This is a genomic window from Pseudoclavibacter sp. 8L, assembly GCF_902506465.1.
Classification (GTDB): Bacteria; Actinomycetota; Actinomycetes; order Actinomycetales; family Microbacteriaceae; genus Pseudoclavibacter.
The window spans coordinates 1,396,578-1,413,428 of the sequence record NZ_LR733185.1 but is presented as its reverse complement, the minus strand read 5'-3'; the positions used below and the strand labels follow the sequence as shown (position 1 = coordinate 1,413,428).

Here is a 16,851-nt window from a genome sequence, read left to right as displayed (position 1 = left end):
CTTCTCCATCCCGAGACAGACGGACGGGCCTGGGGTGGCTGTGGGACCCGGGATGTCGACGAAATCCCGGGCCGGGGCTACGCGGCGACGGGCTCGCGTCGGCCCGCCGTGAGCCCAGCGACAAGCGACGGCTTCGAGCGTCGTCGGCGGCCGATGACCAGGCTGGCGGCCCCGAAGGCGACGGCAGCGATGATGAGCATGCCGAGAGCGGCCATGACGACTCCGGATGCGGTGCCTCCCGAGTAGGCGAGCTGCAGCCCAGCGGCGAGGTGGGTGCCGGGGAGCAGCCCCGACAGCATCTCGACGAAGGGTGATTTCAGCTCGAGCGGCACGAGTCCGCGCATGGCGAGCACCTGGATGCTCAGCAGGCCCATGGATGCCACGGCTGCGGCACGCCTGCCCCAGAGCGTCGTGAAGAGCAGGTGCACCCCGATGAGGGCGAGCGCGCAGAGCGCCCCAAGTCCGAGCGTCGCGAACGCGGCCGTGACGGGAACCCCCACGAAGCCGTGGGCGATGACCATGACGGCGAAGAGCACCGCGCCGAGCGGCAGGAGCATGCGCCTGGTCGCGTCGAGCAGGATGCGCCCGTTCGAGGCCATGGAGGCGTAGGCCTCGGTCGGCACGAGGCGCCGCATGAGGGTGGTCGCCAGGGCCGTGAGCCAGAGGGCGAGCGGCAGGATGAGGGTGGTGAGGATCTCGCCGAAGCTCACTTCGTGCTGCATGGTCTGGTTCGCCTGCACGGGGTTGGCAACCACTTCGGCGAGCGCGTCGGGGTCGCCGACGGCGTTCTCGGCCTGCGCGGCGCCGTCGCTCAGGCCCGTCGAGAGCTGGCTTGCCCCTGAGGTGAGCTCTCCGACGCCGTCCTGGATGGGCGCGACGCCGTCGACGAGCAGCTGCTGTCCGTCGCGGAGCTGCCCGAGCCCGGTGGCGAGTGCGCTGGCACCCGTCTCGAGCTGGGTGCCGCCGGTCACGAGCTGGGACGCGCCGCTTTCGAGTTCGTCGCCTGCCGTCGCGAGGTCGGAGGCTCCCGTGGTGAGGCTGCTGGAGCTGGCGGAGAGCTGCGTGGCCCCGGTGTTGAGCTGGTCGATGCCGTCGGCGAGCTGGACGAGGCCGGCGCCGAGGGTGGGCAGCTCGGATGCGCCCTCGGTCACGGCGGTGAGCTCGCCCGTCGCACTGTCGAGGGTCTCGACGAGTCCGTCGACGCCACCGGTCGTGCCGACGAGGTCCTTCAGCTGCGTCTCGCATTCGGATTTGAGGGTCGGGTCGGCGAGCGCGGCGCACCAGGCGACGAGACCGTCTGTTGAGTCGTTCAGGGCGACGAGCGCTGGCCTGATCTGCTCCTGATAGGTCGCAGTGCCTTGCGTGACGGCGGTCGAGTATCCCTCGAGCTGAGTGCCGGCATCCTGCAGCTGCTGGCCGCCTTCACGGAGCCCTGGCGTCTGCACGGCGAGCTGGCCGATGCCGGCCGCGAGCTGGTCGGCGCCGCCGGTGTACTGCGTGACGCCCGCTGAGAGCTGGTCGACGCCCGCCGTGTACTGGGTGATGCCGCTCGAGAGCTCGCCGACTCCTGACACGTAGGTGGTGACGCCGGTGGAGAGCTCGCCTGCACCGTCCGCGCTCTGGACGAGTCCGGCCGAGAGCTCGTCCTGCCCGTCGGCGAACTGGGCGAGCCCGGAGCCGAGCTGCGTGCCGCCGTCGGCGAGCTGCGAGGCGCCGTCTGCCGCGTCGCGCAGCGAGGTTGCCGTCTGGCCGATGCCGTCGAAGAGCTGCACGGCGACCATCTCCGTCACCTGCGTGCCGAACTCGGCGGTGAGGGCGTCTGCGAGTCCGTTGGCGATGGCCGGGGAGAGGTAGTCGTGCGACTCGTCGGTGGTCACGTCGATCGTTGCGGGTTGCGCGCCCTCGTCGGCGATGCCCGTGATGCGCGCGGAGAAGTCCTCCGGGATGGTGACCACGACGTACGCCGAGCCGTCTTCCAGCGCGGCCTTGGCGGTGTCGGCGTTGGCGAGCTGCCAGTCGAAGCCCGTCGCGGTGTCGGGATCGGTGAGGGCGCTGACGACGAGGCGCCCGGCGATGACGGTCGTCTCCGTGCCGTCTGGCGCCGTCTGGGTCTGCAGCTGGTCGTTGTTGACGATCATCGCGGGGATCGCCGAGGTGCGTGCCTCCGCGCCGGCGAGGCCGGCGAAGTAGGCACCCGCGACGACGAGCGGCACGAGAATGGCGACGAGCAGGTTGCGCAGGCGCCTCTGGCGCAGGGCCCCGCGGTCGGCCGTGACGGCGTGGAGGACGGCGGCGCTCATGCGAGTGCTCCCTTGTGCGTGCTGGTTGCTGCTTGGGTGGATGCTGGGGTGCCGGTGGATGCGCTCGGCTGGGCATCGAGGCGGATGCGCCCGGCGGGGCGGCGGACCTCTCCGAGAATGGCGGCGGGGTCGAGTCCGCTGGGGAGCCCGAGCACGATCGTCGTGTTCGGCGCGGCGAGCGAGCTCGCTTCGGCGAGCACAGCGGCGGCCAGGCGCGTCGTGACGTCTGGTTCGGCTCCGGGCCCGAGGTCGAGGACAAGCACTTCCGGCCCTTCGGCGAGCGCGATGCGGGCGAGCGCGACGCCTCTGGATGCTGGCCGCAGCTCGCCGAGGCTCGTCTCGGCGCTGACGCGCGGGGAGCCGTCGCGCAGGCGCGCCGTGGCGGCCGAGATCTCGGACACTCCCTGCTCGATGAGCGCCGAGGGCACAGCTCCCCCGGCGGCGCCGCGTCCGAGGCGGAGGCGTTCCTCGAGGAGCGCCCCGACGGTGAGCTCCGCGGATCTGGCGTCGAGCGTCGACGCGTCGACGACGGCGACTCGCTGCATGAGCGCGCTCTCGTCTCCCGGAGTGAGGTGCCCGTGGGCGTGGGCGTGCCCGCTCACGGGGGCGATGCGGCCTGCGAGCGTCGCGGCGAGCAGCCGCCGTTCGGCGAGCTGCCCTTCGACGAGCAGCACGCCGCCGCGCTCGATGCCACCCGTCACGGGTCGTGTCGCCGCCGAGTCGGAACCGGCGATGAGCGCTTCCATGGCGATGCCATCTGGCTGGTCCCGCATCCATTCCGCGTTCTGGCGGTAGTGCCGAAGGTGCTCGCCCTCCACATCGAGGTCGGGGAGGATGCGCTCGAGCCAGGCGGGCAGGGCCCACGCCCGCTTGCCGAGCATCGCCATGATGGCGGGAACGAGCGTCATGCGCACGAGGAACGCGTCGAAGAAGATCCCGGCCGCGAGGCCGAGGGCGATGGCTTTGATGACGCCGGCTCCCTCTGGCACGAAGGCGGCGAACACGAAGAACATGATGAGCGCGGCAGCCGTGACGACGCGCGCGCCGTTCGCGAAGCCGGTCTCGACGGCCTCCTTGGCGTTTCCGCCGCGAACGTACGCCTCGCGCATCCCGGAGACGAGGAAGACCTCGTAGTCCATGGCCAGCCCGAAGATGATGGCCATGAGCAGGATGGGCATGAAGCTGATGATGGGTCCTGGCACGACGTGCAGGGCGTCGGCGAACCACCCCCACTGGAAGATCGCGACGACCACCCCGAAGGCGGCGAAGACGCTCAGCAGGAAGCTCAGCGCCGCCTTGAGGGGAACGAGGATCGACCGGAACACCATCATGAGCAGGAAGAAGCTGAGCCCGACGACGACGGCAGCGAACGGCAGGAGCGCCTGGTTGAGGCGATCGGAGATGTCGAGCGCGATGGCGGTCGCACCGGTCACCGAGGTCTTCATGCCGGTCTCGGCTTCGAGCTCGTCGCCGAGGTCGCGGATCTCGCCGACGACCCGCAGCGTCTCGTCGTCGTCCGGTCCGGTCGAGGGGACGACCTGGATGATCGCGGAGTCGACGGTGAGGTTCGGCAGCGGGTCGCCGACGGTATCGATGCCGTCGACCTGCGCTACGCGGTCGGCGATGAGCTGCAGGTCGTCGAGCAGCGTGTCGTTGTCGCCCTGCGTGATGTCGACCATCACGATGAGCGGCCCGTTGGCTCCCGGCCCGAAGTGCTCGGAGACGAGGTCGTAGCCGATGTGCGCGACGCTGTCCTCCGGCTCGGAGGCTCCGGAGGGCAGCGCGAGCTTGAGGTCGAGGGCGGGGATGGCGAGCGTGCCGAGGATGGCGACGACCGCGAGCGCGAAGGCGAGGGGCGCCCGCATGACGAGCCGCACCCACCTTCTGCCCATCGTGGGCTTGGCGTTCGCCCCGGTCTCGCGGCGGAAGGCGCGCGACCCAGCCTTGGGCCGCATCCGCTCGCCCGCGAATCCGAGGAGGGCTGGCACGAGGGTGATGACTGCGGCCATCGCCGCGAACACCGCGGCGGCAGCGGCGACGCCCATGACGCTCAGGAAGGGGATGCCGACGATCACCAGGCCGAGCAGGGCGATCATGACGGTCACGCCCGCGAAGACGACGGCGTTGCCCGCGGTGCCGACGGCCGTTGCCGTGGACTCCTCCGGGTCCATGCCGGTGGCAAGCTGCGTGCGGTGGCGGGAGACGACGAAGAGCGCGTAGTCGATGCCGACGGCGAGGCCGATCATGACGGCGAGCAGCGGGGTGGCGCTCGAGACGACCACGAACTTCGCGGCGAAGAGGATCCCGCCCATCGTCACGCCGACTCCGACGATCGCGGATGCGAGCGGGAGACCTGCGGCGAGCACCGACCCGAAGGCCACGAACAGCACGATGGCCGCGAACACCACGCCGATGACTTCGGTCGGGGTGAGACCGTACTCGAGGTTCTGGAAGATCTGACCGTCGAAGCCGACCTGCAGGCCGGACCCCTCGAGCGAGGTGCCGATCTCGGTGACGTCGTCGATCGTCGCCTCACTGATGTCCTCGCTGGTGCCGTCGAACTGCACGCGGATGATGCCGGCTTCGGCATCGTCGGAGATCGCGTCGGTCGCGAACTCGGAGAACGGCGACACTGCCTGGCTGACCCCGTCGAGCTCGCCGAGCCGGTCTGCCGCATCGTCGATGGCGCCCCGGTACGGCTCGTCCTCGACGGAGTCTCCGGCTGGTGTGACGACGACGATGCTCGCGCTCGCGCCTGCAGCCTCGGGAAACACCTCGCCGAGTCGGTCGAGCGCCGCCTGCGACTGGGTGCCGGGAATCGCGAACGACTCCTTCAGCGCACCCCCGGCAGCGACGCCCACGCCGAGCAGCACGGCGAGCAGCAGGATCCAGGCGGACAGGACACGCCACGGGTGGCGGTAGGAGCCGCGGGCGATTCGGAAGAGGAGCAGAGCCATGAGTTCTTTGCCTGACTGTCGTCGGTCGACTACCGGCGCGTGGCCGAGATGAAGGTGAGCGCGGCGACGAGCTCGTCGCGTGTCGGCTCCGGCTTGTTGGCCTCGCCTGGGATGTTCTCGTTGGCGAGGCAGTAGGCGACTCCCGCGAGGCCGATCGCGATGCGCAGCGCGCGGTCCGGGTCGTCGTCCGAGAGGGCGACGACGAGCCGCTCGATGATGGGGTCGACTCGGGTGGCGATGAACTCGCCGGCCCCGGTGCTGCGGTGGTTCACGAACATGTGCACGGCGAGACGGTGCTGCAGCAGGAAGTCGACGAAGGGGCCGACGAGGCGCTCGTCCTCCGTGCCGATGTCGAGGTGCTGCAGCGAGTCGACGAGCTCCTCGAAAGCGCCGAGGGCTTCGAGCACCGCCTGCTCGAAGAGCCCCTGCTTCGAGCCGAAGTGGTAGAGGAGGTTGGCCTTCGTGTACCCGGCCTTGCTCGCGATCTCCTGCAGTGAGGCCCCTTCGTAGCCGTGCGCGGCGAACTCGACGAGTGCGGCTTGCTTGAGGAGGTCGGTCGGGTGCTTGCGCTGCCCCGCGTGGGGCGCTTCAGCCTGGGCCTTCTCGGCTGGGGGAATCTCGGTCACCCGCAGAGTCTATTGACCGAACGGTCAGACTTCAACCGATCGGTCAGGAAACGCGGCATGGCGCTTCACGGCACTCTCCAAGAAGCAGACAGACGGCACCGCTAACCTGACCACGTCCACCAGAACGTCGGCGCGATCACAACGACGCGACCCCCGGCACAAGCAGGGAGCGGAAGCCATGCGCAAATTCCTCACCAACGGAGCGATCCTGTCCTCGATCTTCGGCATCGTCGGCGTCTTCCGACAGACCTCGATGGAGACCAAGCGCTGGCGCGCGGTGCTCGTCTGGCTCGCCTGGGGCATCTCGACGGCCCTTGCTATCAGCGCCGTCATGGACGATGCCAACCAGCGCAAGCTCGAGCTCGACTAACAATCCCGGCAGCGTGCGGCGTGTCTCTCGACTCGCCGCACGAAGGCCGCGAGACTAGTGCCGTCTCATTCCGGGCCCAGATGACCTGTACCCGGAAGAAGAGCCCATATTCCCGGTGCAGAAAGGGGACTCCGTGTTCGGTTGGTTCCGCAAGCGGCGACACCCCGAGGGTGACGCCATGTCGACGACAGACTCGACACAGTCCACCCCCCAGCAGGGAGCCCCTACTCCCCCCGTTCTTCCCCAGCAGCCGATGAGCGCGATTCCTGCGCCGATCCCTGCAGTCTCGGCGCCGTCCGCACGTCCGGCCATGCCGCTCGGCGGGCACCCGAACTTCTCGGGGCTCGAGCGTCCCGGCAGCGAGCTGGAGCCTCCGCGCCTGCTCGAGCCGAGCGCCATCATGAGCGATGAGGCACGCGAGGAGCTCACGCTCCTCCTCGACGACATGTTCGGGGCAGAGGGCCGCTACCGGCTCGAGTGGCGCCCGGACCGCGAGCCAGGCGACGACGCCATGTTCTCCGAGATCATGGTCGCCGACCTCGTCCGACGCATCCAGAACACGCTCGGAACGGTTGCCGCGCTCGAAGCCGGCGATGCCGCTCCGGCCCGGCTGACCCCCGTGAGCGAGCAGGAACGCCAGCGGGCCATCGAGACGTTTCTGAAGCCAGAGGAGTCGCTCGAAGACCTCGTCGAGACGGTCACCCCTCGCCCCGCCGACATCGCCGCTCGGGCATCCATGTCCGCAGAGCGGAAGATCGCCTGAGACTTCACCGGCTGAGTCGTCACCGACCCTCCAGCTGAGCCGCACAGCAAAGAACCCCGGTCCGAAGTTCGGACCGGGGTTCTTGCGTGCGCGCTGCGCGCCTAGAAGGCGAGGTAGGGCAGCAGCCCCGTGAAGATCACGGCGGCGACCACGAGATACCAGACGATGATGATCGTCAGCAGGAACGGGGCGAGCTTCTCCCCCACGCGCTTGGCGCCAGCACCGAGGTGCCCGTGCGCCAGATTGAAGATGGTGCCGGTCGAGACGAGGGGAATCGTCGCGGCCCAGATGATCATGCACCAGAGGCACAGGCGGGCGAGCTCGAAGGCGCTGTACCACTGGAGGTAGCTGACGAGCGCTGCGGCACCCACGAGCCCGACCTGGAACGCGACCCAGAACCAGCGGCGGTAGCTCGCGCCGGCGAGGATGCCCGCGCCGATCGCGACCGTGACCGCGAAGGTGACGAGACCGATGATGATGTTCGGGAAGCCGAGGATCGCCCCGGCGGATGACTGCATGGCAGGTCCGCACGTGACGAAGACGTTCAGGTCGCAGATGAGCGCCTCAGTCGGTTCCTGCAGCTTGTGGATGTACTCGACGGTCAGGAAGAAGCTCGCAAGCAGCCCCACGCCGCCGAAGACGACGAGCGCCCACGCCACGTTCCCGGGCGTTCGGACGAGCCAGGGCAGCTTGGATGCGCCGCCCTGCTCGTCCTCGATGGCCTCTGCCAGTTCGGGAGAGCTCGCCATCTCGCGTGCCCGCTACTCGCCGGCGTTCGCGCCGGAAAGCGCCATCAGCGTCTCGACGTCCGGAGGAGTCTCCTGCAGCTCGCCGTCCACGAAGATGCTCGGGGTGCCGGAGACGCCAGCCTCACGCGAGGCGGTCGTGTTCGAGGCCGCCCAGCCCGAGAACTCGCCGTTCGTCGCAGCTGCGAGCGCTTCCGGGTTCGTGACGCCAAGCTGGCTGAGCGCCGAGGAGTAGTCCGCGGGGCCCCAGCTGGTCTGCGTCTGTGCGGGGATTCCGAAGAGCCCGTCGTGCACCGCGAAGAAGGCGGAGGGCTCGTAGGCCACGGTCGAGGCGATGGCCGCTGCGGCCTCGGCGCCATACGGTGCGACGATGTTGATCGCGTGGTAGGTGACCTGGATCTCGCCAGCTGCGACGAGGTCGTTGTACACGGCCCCGGTCTGCTCGTGGTAGTCCACGCAGTGGGGGCACGAGTAGTCGAAGTAGTAGTCGATCTTGACCGGAGCATCCGCAGCGCCGACGACGATCGCCGAGTTGTCGACCACCTCGATGGGCTGCTCGACGGTCGAGCCGTCGAGGCGTGCGACGGCGACGTTTCCTTCAGCCGAGATCTCGATCTTCTTGCCGAACCAGGTCGAGCCGAACACGGCGAGCAGCACGATTGCGCCCAGCACGACGACGGCGCCGACGATGATGCCGACCTGCGTCAGCACGCGCGTGCGCTTGGCGCGCGCTTCCTCCTGCTTGCGGATGGCGTTGGCCTCCTCGCGAAGCTTCTGGATGTGTTCGCGGTTCTTGTCTGCCATTGCGGCTCTCCTCGGGTTCGACGACCGGCGTCATTGTACGTGAGATCATTTTGTGACCTTCACATAAATACTTGCGGCCACAACCATTACATTGTGCACCCCCGAGACCAAGACCACCCCCAGGGAGCAGCTGCCGTGAGTTCGATGTTCCGCTCGCTCCGTGAACGGAACTACCGCATCTGGTTCGCCGGATCGCTGACATCCAACGTCGGAACGTGGATGCAGCGCACCGCCCAGGCGTGGATCGTGCTGACCGAGCTCACCGACAACGACGCGACCGCGCTCGGCGTCGTCATGGCCCTGCAGTTCGGCCCCCAGCTGCTACTCGCCCCCTACGCGGGGGTCATCGCCGACCGCGTGTCGAAGCGGAAGGTCCTCATCTGGACGCAGTCCGTCATGGCCGTGCTCGCGCTCGCGCTCGGCGCCATCGTCACGGCAGGGGTCGCCGAGCTCTGGCACGTGTACGTCTTCGCCCTGCTGCTCGGCTGTGCGGCGTCCCTTGACGCCCCGGCGCGCCAAGCCTTCGTCTCCGAGGTCGTCGGACTCAAGCTGCTCTCGAACGCCGTAGCCCTCAACTCAGCCTCGTTCAATGGTGCCAGGATGATCGGCCCAGCGGTCGCCGGAGTCCTCACCGTGTTCATCGGCGCGGGCCCCGTGATCCTCGTCAACGCGCTCACCTACGTCGCCACGATCGCCGCGCTCCTGGCCATGCGCACCTCGGAGCTGCTGCCGTCTCCCCCGTCGAAGCGAGGCCGCGGCCAGATCCGGGAGGGCATCCGCTACGTCGCGAACCGCCCCGACATCGTCGCCGTGCTCGTGCTGGTGTTCCTCCTCGGCACCTTCGGCCTCAACTTCCCTATCTACACCGCGACGATGACGACCATGGAGTTCCAGGGCGGCGCCGACAGCTTCGGGCTGCTCTCCTCGATCCTGGCCATCGGCTCGCTCGGCGGTGCGCTGCTCGCCGCGAAACGGGAACGCGCCCGGTTCCGTGTGCTGCTCTCCTCAAGCGGGTTCTTCGCGCTCAGCTGCCTCGCGGCGGCGCTCGCGCCGACCTTCTGGCTCTTCGCGCTGGCGCTCATCCCGATCGGCTTCACCTCGCTGAGCGCCATCACGACCGCGAACGCGCTCGTGCAGGGCAGCGTCGAGCCATCCATGCGAGGACGAGTGCTCTCGCTGTACATGGCGATCTTCCTCGGCGGAACTCCGATCGGCGCGCCCGTGGTGGGCTGGATCGTCGAGCTGTTCGGGCCGCGAGCAGCCCTGCTCGTGGGCGGGGCATCCGGAGCCGTGGGAGCCCTGCTCGCCGCCTGGATCCTGCACCGGGCCGGAGCGTTCAGGTGGCGCGACAGGCCCTGGCGTCAGTTGAACGACCCTCGAGCCGACGAACCGCTCTGAGTGCCCTGAGCACGCCCCGCAGGGCCGCGTGGGCCGCTAGTGCGCCCCGAGGACCCTCGTGAGGTGGGCGTTGTCGAACACGCCTGCAGGGTCGAGGCGTTCCCGCGCGGTGTGGAAGTCGCCGAAGCGCGTGATGACGTGCTTGAACTCCTCGGCCCGCACCGTGTGGAAGCTCCCCCAGTGCGGCAGACCACCAAGGCGGAGGAACAGGTCCTCGGCGGCACTGAAGATTGGTCGGGCGTCGAGCGTCGACGGGACTCGGACGGCGATATTGCCGACGGCCCGGCGGTAGGCATTCGACAGGCACGCGTCGTCGGCGGCAGTCGTCGAGATGCGCACGGCGTATGGGAGGTTCAGGTGGGCGCGCTCGATGGTCTCGTCGAGCGCGCGAAGCACCTCAGGCGTCTCGGCGATGGGGAACGAGTACTCGAGCGAAGCGAACCGCACCGGGGCGGGCTCCGCGAGCGCCCGCATTGGGCCGAGCGTCGACTCACCCACCGGATGCACGCGGTTCGCGAGCCTGTTCACGGCGGGAGTCAGCAGTGGCAGCGACTTCGAGAGTCCGATCGCGAGCACTTCGCCAAGCGCACCGAACGACGCCGAACGTCGCGACGGCGTCGGCTCGTCCGCGATCTCACCTGACTCGCGGAACCCCTGCGTGACGAACACCTCGTCGGTGTGCGGCCGCCAGCTCGCGGAGAAGTGGTCGGCCCCAGAGGCGAGGACCTCGAACTCGTCGACGAGCGCGCTCATGCGCATCTCCTCGGCGGAGGTGCGGATGCGGTAGCCGGGGACGATGCGGAACACGAGCTCCGTGAAGACGCCGAGCGCGCCGAGGCTGAGCTTGACCGACGGCCACAGCTCGAGATCCTGGTGGGCGCTGACCGTGACCAGCTCGCCCGTGCCCGACACGAGCGTGGCCGAGACGAGCTGGGATGAGAGGCTCGCGAAGCGCGCCCCCGTGCCGTGGCTGCCCGTGGCGACGGCGCCGCCGAGCGTCACGGCCGGGTTGTTCGGGATGTTCTCGAGTTGCCAGCCGTAGGACTCGAGGAGTGCCCCCGCCTCGGCGATCGTGGTGCCCGCGCCGAATGCGGCCTCGTGGCTGTCGAGGTCGATCCAGTTCAGGCCGCGCAGCCCGCGCGCGTCGAGCAGGACATCAGGCGCTGCCGCGAGGGCGTTCGAGGTGTGGCTCGCGCCGACCGGTCGAACATGCCTGCCACTCGCGTAGGCGTCCGCGACGATCTGCTGCACGTCCGCGGCGACCCGCGGAGCAACGATGCTCGAGGGGTTCGCCCGTGCGGTTCGCGGCCAGTTCGCCCAAAGTTCACCGGGTGCATTCGTCACGGAATCCGCCTCCTCGTCGTCGGCGCATTCCGCGCCAAGCCAGTGCATGCCCATTCTGCCAGCACCCAGCCTCCAAGAACGGCAGACTGGCGAAGGGGTGGTCGACGAGGAGCGATGCGGACCGGTGCCAGGGCCTGCAGACAGATGCCAGACCCTGCACACAGATGCAAGAAGGCCCGGTAGCTGGCGAGAGCTACCGGGCCTATCTCGTACACCCCCTCGGACTTGAACCGAGAACCCATTGATTAAGAGTCAATTGCTCTGCCAATTGAGCTAGAGGTGCATGTCGTTCCGTTTCCGTGGCGACCGAGAGAGCATAGCACTGTTTTGAACTCGAAGTCCAATCGCCCGCAACATGCCACGATTGAGGGCATGACGACATCAACTCCGGCCCGCCTCGAGCCGGGCGCCAGCGCCCCGGACTTCACTCTCACCGACCAGGACGGCAGCACCGTCTCCCTCGCCGACTTCCGCGGCAAGCGGGTCATCCTCTACACGTACCCGGAGGCGTTCACTCCCGGATGCACGGCTGAGGCCTGCGACTTCCGCGAGAGCGACGCTCCCCTGCGCGCCGCCGGCTACACGATCCTCGGCATCTCCTCGGACGACCCGGAGAAGCTGGCTGAGTTCCGCGAAGCGGAGCACCTCGACTTCACGCTCCTGAGCGACGCCGATCACGCGGTTCAGACCGCCTACGGCGCGTACGGCGAGCGCAACAAGTACGGGCGCGTCGCAGTCGGCTCCATCCGCTCCACCTTCGTGATCGACGAGGAGGGACGCATCGTGCACGCGCTGTACAACGTTCGAGCGGCGGGCCACGTCGCCCGCATCCTCAAGCTGCTCGAGGTCTAGCCGCTCCTCGAGTTCGAGAAGCGACTGGATGCCTAGCGAGACTCGGGCAGCTCGTCGTCGTCGCGGTGCAGTGCACGGCCGGTAGCCGGATGCACGGCCGCGACGATGCCGACGATGCTGACCGCGGTCAGCGCCCAGCCGACCCAGACGGCGATATCGCCCTGGAGGAACACCCAGGCGACTGCCAGCTGCATGATCTGCCAGGTGATGGCGGCCCCGCGGACCCAGGAGCGCAGGCGGAGCGTTGACACGGTGACGAGCGCCAGCAGGACTGCTCCAAGCAGCGACAGACCAGCGAGCGCAAGGGATGACGCGAGGAACTCGGCCTCCTGCGCAGCCGTCTCGATGACGAGGAACACCGTCGCGGCGGCGAGGATCGCAGCCTCCAGCCCGAGGACTCCGGCGAGCAGCAGGACGGTCTTCGGTCGCTTGGTCGTGCCGGTGCTCACGAATTACCCCTTGCCTGGAAAATCACGCTGTGGCAAAATCTTTCTCTAGGTAGAGATACCCGGAGGAATGCAAAATCGAGGCCAAGTCTATAGGCCAGTCACCGCATCCCGGGTTCCAGAACTTCGCTCCCAGCGGAGCGTTTTTGTGCGCGAGGCGCACTCGATAAGGAGCACCACTGATGGATTGGCGCGACACTGCCGCCTGCTTGGACGCAGATCCCGAGCTTTTCTTCCCCGTCGGGAACACCGGCCCAGCTGTAGACCAGATCGATGCTGCGAAGGCCGTCTGCGCCTCGTGCAAGGTCACCGAGGTGTGCCTCCAGTACGCACTCGACACCGGTCAGGATTCCGGCGTCTGGGGAGGCCTCTCGGAGGACGAGCGCCGCGCGCTCAAGCGCCGCGCAGCGAGGGCTCGACGAGCTTCTTAGCAACCGAACATTCCGTGGCCTGGCCGCGGATCGCCTGACGGGCGGCGCTCACGCGCCGCCCGTTTCGCGTTTCCAGCGGCTCGGGATGCGCAGCTTCACCTGCGTGCCCTCGCCTGGTTCCGAGTGCCATTCGATCGAGCCTCCGAGTTCGCCCTCGACGAGCGTGCGCACGATCTGCGTTCCGAGACCAGCCCCGATTCGCCCAGCGACGAATCCGGAGCCGGTGTCGGCGACCGTGACGGAGAGGCCTCCTGGCGTCTGCTCGGCGGTGACCGTCACCTCGCCTTCCTGACCGGCGAGGCCGTGCTCGACGGAGTTCGTGACGAGCTCGGTGAGCGCCAAGGCGAGGGGCGTGGCGTACTCGCTCGGCAGCGTGCCGAAGCGACCGCTGACGACTGGTCTGACGACCGTGTTGGAGGTCGAGGACACTTCGGTGATGAGTTTCATCACGCGGAGGAACACCTCGTCGAAGTCGACGGTCTGCGAGAAGCCTCCGGAGAGCGTGTCGTGCACGACCGCGATGGAGGAGACGCGCCGCATCGCCTGGGTGAGCGACTCCCTCGCTTCGTCGCTGCGGGACCGCCGGGCCTGGATGCGCAGGAGGGCCGCGACCGTCTGGAGGTTGTTCTTGACCCGGTGATGGATCTCGCGGATCGTGGCGTCCTTGGTGATGAGCTCCTGCTGCTGGTGCCTGACGTCGGTGGTGTCGCGACAGAGCACGATCGCGCCCGTGCGCTCTCCGTGCGCCCGCAGCGGGAGTGCACGGAGGGTGACGGTGATGTCTCGTGCCTCCACGTCGGTCATCCAGGGTGCACGACCGGTGACGACGAGCGGAAGCGCCTCGTCGACCGTGACGCGGCTCTTGTCGTGGACCAGGGCGGAAGCGACTTCCGAGAGCACCTCGCCTTCGAGCTCGCCGCCGAAGCCGAGCTTGTTCATCGCGCTCAGCGCGTTTGCGCTCGCGAACGTGACAACCCCATCGCGGTCGAGCCGGATGAGTCCGTCTGAGGCCCGAGGCGCGCCCCGGCGCGAGATCTGCGGGGCTTCCGGGTCGGGGAAGGCGCCTTCTTCGATCATGGCGAAGATCTCGTCCGCGCAGTCACGGAAGGTCTCTTCCTGCCGCGTGATGGAACGGGTGCTGCCGAGGTTGGTGTGCCGTGTGATGACGGCGATGGGGTGCTGGCTCACGCCCTCGCCGGGGAGACGGCAGAAGACGGGCGTGACGAGAAGCTGTGTCGGGATCTCGTCGAACCAGTCGGGCTCTGTCGAGCGCACGGTGGTGCCCTCTTCGTAGGCGCGGCGAACGGCAACCGCCCACTGCTCGCGGACGGGCTGCCCGATGAGGTCGCGGTAGAACAGCGTCGGGGCGCTCGATGGGCGACCCTGCGCGACCGCCACGAAGTCGTCGTCCTTGGTGTGGACCCAGAGAACCACGTCGGCGCACGAGAGGTCGGTGAGGAGCTGCCAGTCGGCGCTCAGCTGGAGTATCCACGACTGCTCAGCTTCACTGAGGGTTCCGCGGCGCTGGAGTTGCGAGGAGAGACTGGACACTCGGTCAGCTTAGGAGTTCTGACCTTGCAGTTCGCCACGACCGCGCCAGAATCGACGAAATGGGGCACTTCCTGCCGTCCGCTTGCCGGGGTGGACGCCTGCAGCCGCCGTGGCGTCCGTCTCCGCCTCCGCCAGCAGTGTGTCTGCAACGTAGCTGGAGATCGCGCGCGCGAATCCGGAGCGGGGACTCGCGTAGGTCACGGGCTCGCCAGACAGGAACGCACGGTCGCACGCCGACTGGTCGAGCGGGATGAGGGCGCTCGCCTGCAGACCGGCGAAACGCGAGAGCACGTGCTTGATCTGCCCCGCGGCGCCAAGTCCGACCGCCTCCCCCCGCACTCGGTTGACGATCACGTCCACGGGCGTCTCCCCGACGATCTCGATGAGGTTCACCCTCGCTCGCAGGAACCGCTGCAGGCCGACCGCCTGCCCGTCTGCGACGGCCAGGATCCGGTCTGCGGCGCCGAGGGCGGTGAGAGTCGCCGCCGATCGACGAGGGGAGAAGGCGTCGCTCGCGATCTCGTCGTCGCTCTCGAGGCTGAATCCCACGTCGACGACGACGAGGTCGGCGATCTCCCGGCATCTCTCGAGCACGGTGAGGACGCGCTCCCGGCTGAGCTCCGGCCATCTGGCGGGGTTGGCGATGCCCGTGAGCACGAGCAGCTCGTCTCGACCGACTGCATAGGGAGCTGCGATGCGTTGGAGCTCGGCGAGCGTCAGCCGGGCCGCCCCCGCGAGTCGGCACGCGGCTGCGAAGCCAGGGGCCTCGTCGGTGATGCCGAGCATGGCGGCGAGCGATCCCCCGTAGCTGTCGGCATCGATGAGGAGCACCCTCCGACCTGCTGCGGCCGCACTGGCGGCGACCGCGGCAGCGACCGTCGATGCTCCCGGCGCCCCGTGCGAGCCCCAGACGGCGAGCAGGTCGCCTCTGCCTCCCTGGTCGCGCCTTCGCACCGGGCGTGGTGCCTCCGCGGCACCCGGCGCTCTCGTCGCCCCAGTCGCCGCGTGGGCACGGGCTCGCCCTGCACGCCTGGTCGCGGACCGGCTGCCCTCGAGCACCGGAGCGTTCTCCGAATCGTGGCTCGCCCCAACAGGCCCCGCATCCACCGTTCGAGACGCGGCCGCAGGAGGCCTCGCGAACGATGGAGACTGCTGCGGGATCGGTCCCGTCGCGACATCTCCGACAGCGTCTGGCGCGGACCCGATCACCATCTCGATCTCGCTCCAGCTCGCCGCGGCTTCCACGATCTCCCTCGCAGAGAGCGTCTCCGCGTTGCGGCGCTCGAGGTCGCTTGCCACCACGACGATGAAACGCGCCCCGAACCGGGTGCAGGCGGCAAGGCTCCGCGCCGTCAGCGTCTCCGGAGCGCCCTGCAGCAGGACGATCTCGGGGCGAAGACGCTCGACTGCGGTTGCGGCGGCGAGCCCGCCGGAGACCCGGTCGACGATGTCGTGCCCGGCCGCGATGATGCCTTCCAGGAGGCGGGCCTCGATCTCGAAGTCGATGGCCATCAGGATGCGTGCCATCTCAGCGATCCGCCTCGAGATACACGGGGACAAGCGCGACGCGCGCGTCGTTGCTGATGACAGCGAGCAGCGTCGGTATCTCGCTCTTCGGGAGGAGCAGTTCGACTCGATCAGCCTGGCTGCGCGAGAGCGCCCCTTCCCGGGGGAGGATCTTCGCGACGACCGCGCTCGCCGAGATGAGGACTGGCGCACCGTAGGTTCCCGGGCTGCTCTCCTGGCTCGACCAGAGCTCCACCGCAGCGCCCGCGGCCAGCTCCGTCGGGAGGCCGCCCGCGATCTCCACGACGATCGAGGTGCGGCTGGGGTCTGCGACTCCGATCAGTGATCTTGGGACGAGCTCGCCCGACTGCACTGCCTGCGTCACGACGAACTCGCCCTTCGGGACGGTCTCGGCGTCGAGGTACGCCCCGGAGCTCGCCCCGAGACCGACCTCGACCGGGACGAGGTCGTCGACCGTCAGCACCGCGCCCGGCGCGATCGGCGATGCGGCCGAGTAGGCGATCGATGTGCGGTTGCCGACGACGAGCACCCCCACGACCCCCAGCACCGACACGGCGACGAGAAGCACGCCGATGACGACCCTCGGGTCAACCCAGCGTCTCGGTTTCCGAGCCTTGGTCACGGTCATGCGTCTCTCCCCCACCGTCGGTCGCCAGGCGTGGCGACTCGGACATCGTGGCGCAAGGTGGGAAACGGCGCAGAAGTTATCCACAACGCGGGACGAGCAAGCGAGGGC

15 protein-coding genes and 1 tRNA gene are annotated in these 16,851 nt (G+C 68.8%); 5 read left to right on the top strand and 11 right to left on the bottom strand.

Annotated elements, in window-relative coordinates:
- Positions 1-77: 77 nt before the first annotated feature.
- The 3 genes from GV007_RS06645 to GV007_RS06635 are packed head-to-tail and all read right to left on the bottom strand — an operon-like array spanning position 78 to position 5,883.
- Positions 78-2,300, bottom strand: a complete 2,223-nt coding sequence (locus GV007_RS06645) for a YhgE/Pip domain-containing protein (RefSeq protein WP_160071493.1) — start codon at positions 2,298-2,300, stop codon at positions 78-80.
- Positions 2,297-5,257 (bottom strand): MMPL family transporter, encoded by a 2,961-nt coding sequence (locus GV007_RS06640; RefSeq protein ID WP_160071492.1) that lies wholly within the window; start codon positions 5,255-5,257, stop codon positions 2,297-2,299. Before GV007_RS06640 ends, GV007_RS06645 begins: the two co-directional genes overlap by 4 nt.
- A gap of 29 nt (positions 5,258-5,286) precedes the next feature.
- Positions 5,287-5,883 (bottom strand): TetR/AcrR family transcriptional regulator, encoded by a 597-nt coding sequence (locus GV007_RS06635; protein WP_160071491.1) that lies wholly within the window; start codon positions 5,881-5,883, stop codon positions 5,287-5,289.
- Positions 5,884-6,061: 178 nt separating this feature from the next.
- Here GV007_RS06635 and GV007_RS06630 point away from each other — a divergent pair, with 178 nt between their 5' ends.
- Both GV007_RS06630 and GV007_RS06625 read left to right on the top strand, forming a co-directional pair.
- Positions 6,062-6,253: a hypothetical protein gene (locus GV007_RS06630; protein ID WP_104240410.1), complete on the top strand. Its 192-nt coding sequence runs from the start codon at positions 6,062-6,064 to the stop codon at positions 6,251-6,253.
- A gap of 253 nt (positions 6,254-6,506) precedes the next feature.
- Complete coding sequence (locus tag GV007_RS06625) at positions 6,507-7,016, top strand: hypothetical protein (RefSeq protein WP_160071490.1); 510 nt, start codon at positions 6,507-6,509, stop codon at positions 7,014-7,016.
- Positions 7,017-7,117: 101 nt separating this feature from the next.
- Here GV007_RS06625 and GV007_RS06620 read toward each other — a convergent pair whose 3' ends face one another.
- Positions 7,118-7,765 (bottom strand): vitamin K epoxide reductase family protein, encoded by a 648-nt coding sequence (locus GV007_RS06620; protein WP_160071489.1) that lies wholly within the window; start codon positions 7,763-7,765, stop codon positions 7,118-7,120.
- 12 nt (positions 7,766-7,777) lie between these two features.
- Positions 7,778-8,566 (bottom strand): DsbA family protein, encoded by a 789-nt coding sequence (locus GV007_RS06615; RefSeq protein ID WP_160071488.1) that lies wholly within the window; start codon positions 8,564-8,566, stop codon positions 7,778-7,780.
- Between the two features lie 144 nt (positions 8,567-8,710).
- Between GV007_RS06615 and GV007_RS06610 the strand changes: the two genes are divergently transcribed.
- Positions 8,711-9,964: an MFS transporter gene (locus tag GV007_RS06610; RefSeq protein WP_228503262.1), complete on the top strand. Its 1,254-nt coding sequence runs from the start codon at positions 8,711-8,713 to the stop codon at positions 9,962-9,964.
- 36 nt (positions 9,965-10,000) lie between these two features.
- Here the strand turns inward: GV007_RS06610 and GV007_RS06605 are convergent, their stop codons facing one another.
- Positions 10,001-11,308, bottom strand: a complete 1,308-nt coding sequence (locus GV007_RS06605; protein WP_160071486.1) for a D-arabinono-1,4-lactone oxidase — start codon at positions 11,306-11,308, stop codon at positions 10,001-10,003.
- Between the two features lie 210 nt (positions 11,309-11,518).
- Positions 11,519-11,591, bottom strand: a tRNA-Lys gene (locus GV007_RS06600).
- A gap of 89 nt (positions 11,592-11,680) precedes the next feature.
- On the opposite strand from GV007_RS06600, the gene bcp reads away from it, so the two are divergent.
- Positions 11,681-12,160, top strand: a complete 480-nt coding sequence (gene bcp, locus GV007_RS06595; RefSeq protein WP_160071485.1) for a thioredoxin-dependent thiol peroxidase — start codon at positions 11,681-11,683, stop codon at positions 12,158-12,160.
- A 32-nt stretch (positions 12,161-12,192) separates the two neighbouring features.
- Here bcp and GV007_RS06590 read toward each other — a convergent pair whose 3' ends face one another.
- Positions 12,193-12,609, bottom strand: a complete 417-nt coding sequence (locus GV007_RS06590; protein WP_160071484.1) for a hypothetical protein — start codon at positions 12,607-12,609, stop codon at positions 12,193-12,195.
- 179 nt (positions 12,610-12,788) lie between these two features.
- Between GV007_RS06590 and GV007_RS06585 the strand changes: the two genes are divergently transcribed.
- Positions 12,789-13,037 (top strand): WhiB family transcriptional regulator, encoded by a 249-nt coding sequence (locus tag GV007_RS06585; protein WP_068476994.1) that lies wholly within the window; start codon positions 12,789-12,791, stop codon positions 13,035-13,037.
- Between the two features lie 48 nt (positions 13,038-13,085).
- Here the strand turns inward: GV007_RS06585 and GV007_RS06580 are convergent, their stop codons facing one another.
- Genes GV007_RS06580 through GV007_RS06570 form a run of 3 tightly spaced genes read right to left on the bottom strand, consistent with a single transcriptional unit; the run spans position 13,086 to position 16,743 of the window.
- The gene (locus GV007_RS06580; RefSeq protein WP_104240402.1) at positions 13,086-14,588 is read right to left on the bottom strand and encodes a sensor histidine kinase; all 1,503 of its coding nucleotides are present in this window, start codon (positions 14,586-14,588) and stop codon (positions 13,086-13,088) included.
- Positions 14,589-14,597: 9 nt separating this feature from the next.
- Positions 14,598-16,115, bottom strand: coding sequence for a MinD/ParA family ATP-binding protein (locus GV007_RS06575; RefSeq protein ID WP_160071483.1), 1,518 nt, complete (start codon positions 16,113-16,115; stop codon positions 14,598-14,600).
- Position 16,116: 1 nt separating this feature from the next.
- Entirely contained in the window at positions 16,117-16,743 is a 627-nt protein-coding gene (locus GV007_RS06570; protein WP_160071482.1) for a hypothetical protein, read from the bottom strand.
- Between the last annotated feature and the right edge of the window lie 108 nt (positions 16,744-16,851).

Coding starts and splice junctions, on each gene's coding strand:
- GV007_RS06575 (WP_160071483.1), bottom strand. CDS start 16,115: ATGGCACGCATCCTGATGGCCATCGACTTCGAGATCGAGGCCCGCCTC.
- GV007_RS06570 (WP_160071482.1), bottom strand. CDS start 16,743: ATGACCGTGACCAAGGCTCGGAAACCGAGACGCTGGGTTGACCCGAGG.
- GV007_RS06630 (WP_104240410.1), top strand. CDS start 6,062: ATGCGCAAATTCCTCACCAACGGAGCGATCCTGTCCTCGATCTTCGGC.
- GV007_RS06615 (WP_160071488.1), bottom strand. CDS start 8,566: ATGGCAGACAAGAACCGCGAACACATCCAGAAGCTTCGCGAGGAGGCC.
- GV007_RS06620 (WP_160071489.1), bottom strand. CDS start 7,765: ATGGCGAGCTCTCCCGAACTGGCAGAGGCCATCGAGGACGAGCAGGGC.
- GV007_RS06640 (WP_160071492.1), bottom strand. CDS start 5,257: ATGGCTCTGCTCCTCTTCCGAATCGCCCGCGGCTCCTACCGCCACCCG.
- GV007_RS06610 (WP_228503262.1), top strand. CDS start 8,711: ATGTTCCGCTCGCTCCGTGAACGGAACTACCGCATCTGGTTCGCCGGA.
- GV007_RS06645 (WP_160071493.1), bottom strand. CDS start 2,300: ATGAGCGCCGCCGTCCTCCACGCCGTCACGGCCGACCGCGGGGCCCTG.
- GV007_RS06625 (WP_160071490.1), top strand. CDS start 6,507: ATGAGCGCGATTCCTGCGCCGATCCCTGCAGTCTCGGCGCCGTCCGCA.
- GV007_RS06585 (WP_068476994.1), top strand. CDS start 12,789: ATGGATTGGCGCGACACTGCCGCCTGCTTGGACGCAGATCCCGAGCTT.
- bcp (WP_160071485.1), top strand. CDS start 11,681: ATGACGACATCAACTCCGGCCCGCCTCGAGCCGGGCGCCAGCGCCCCG.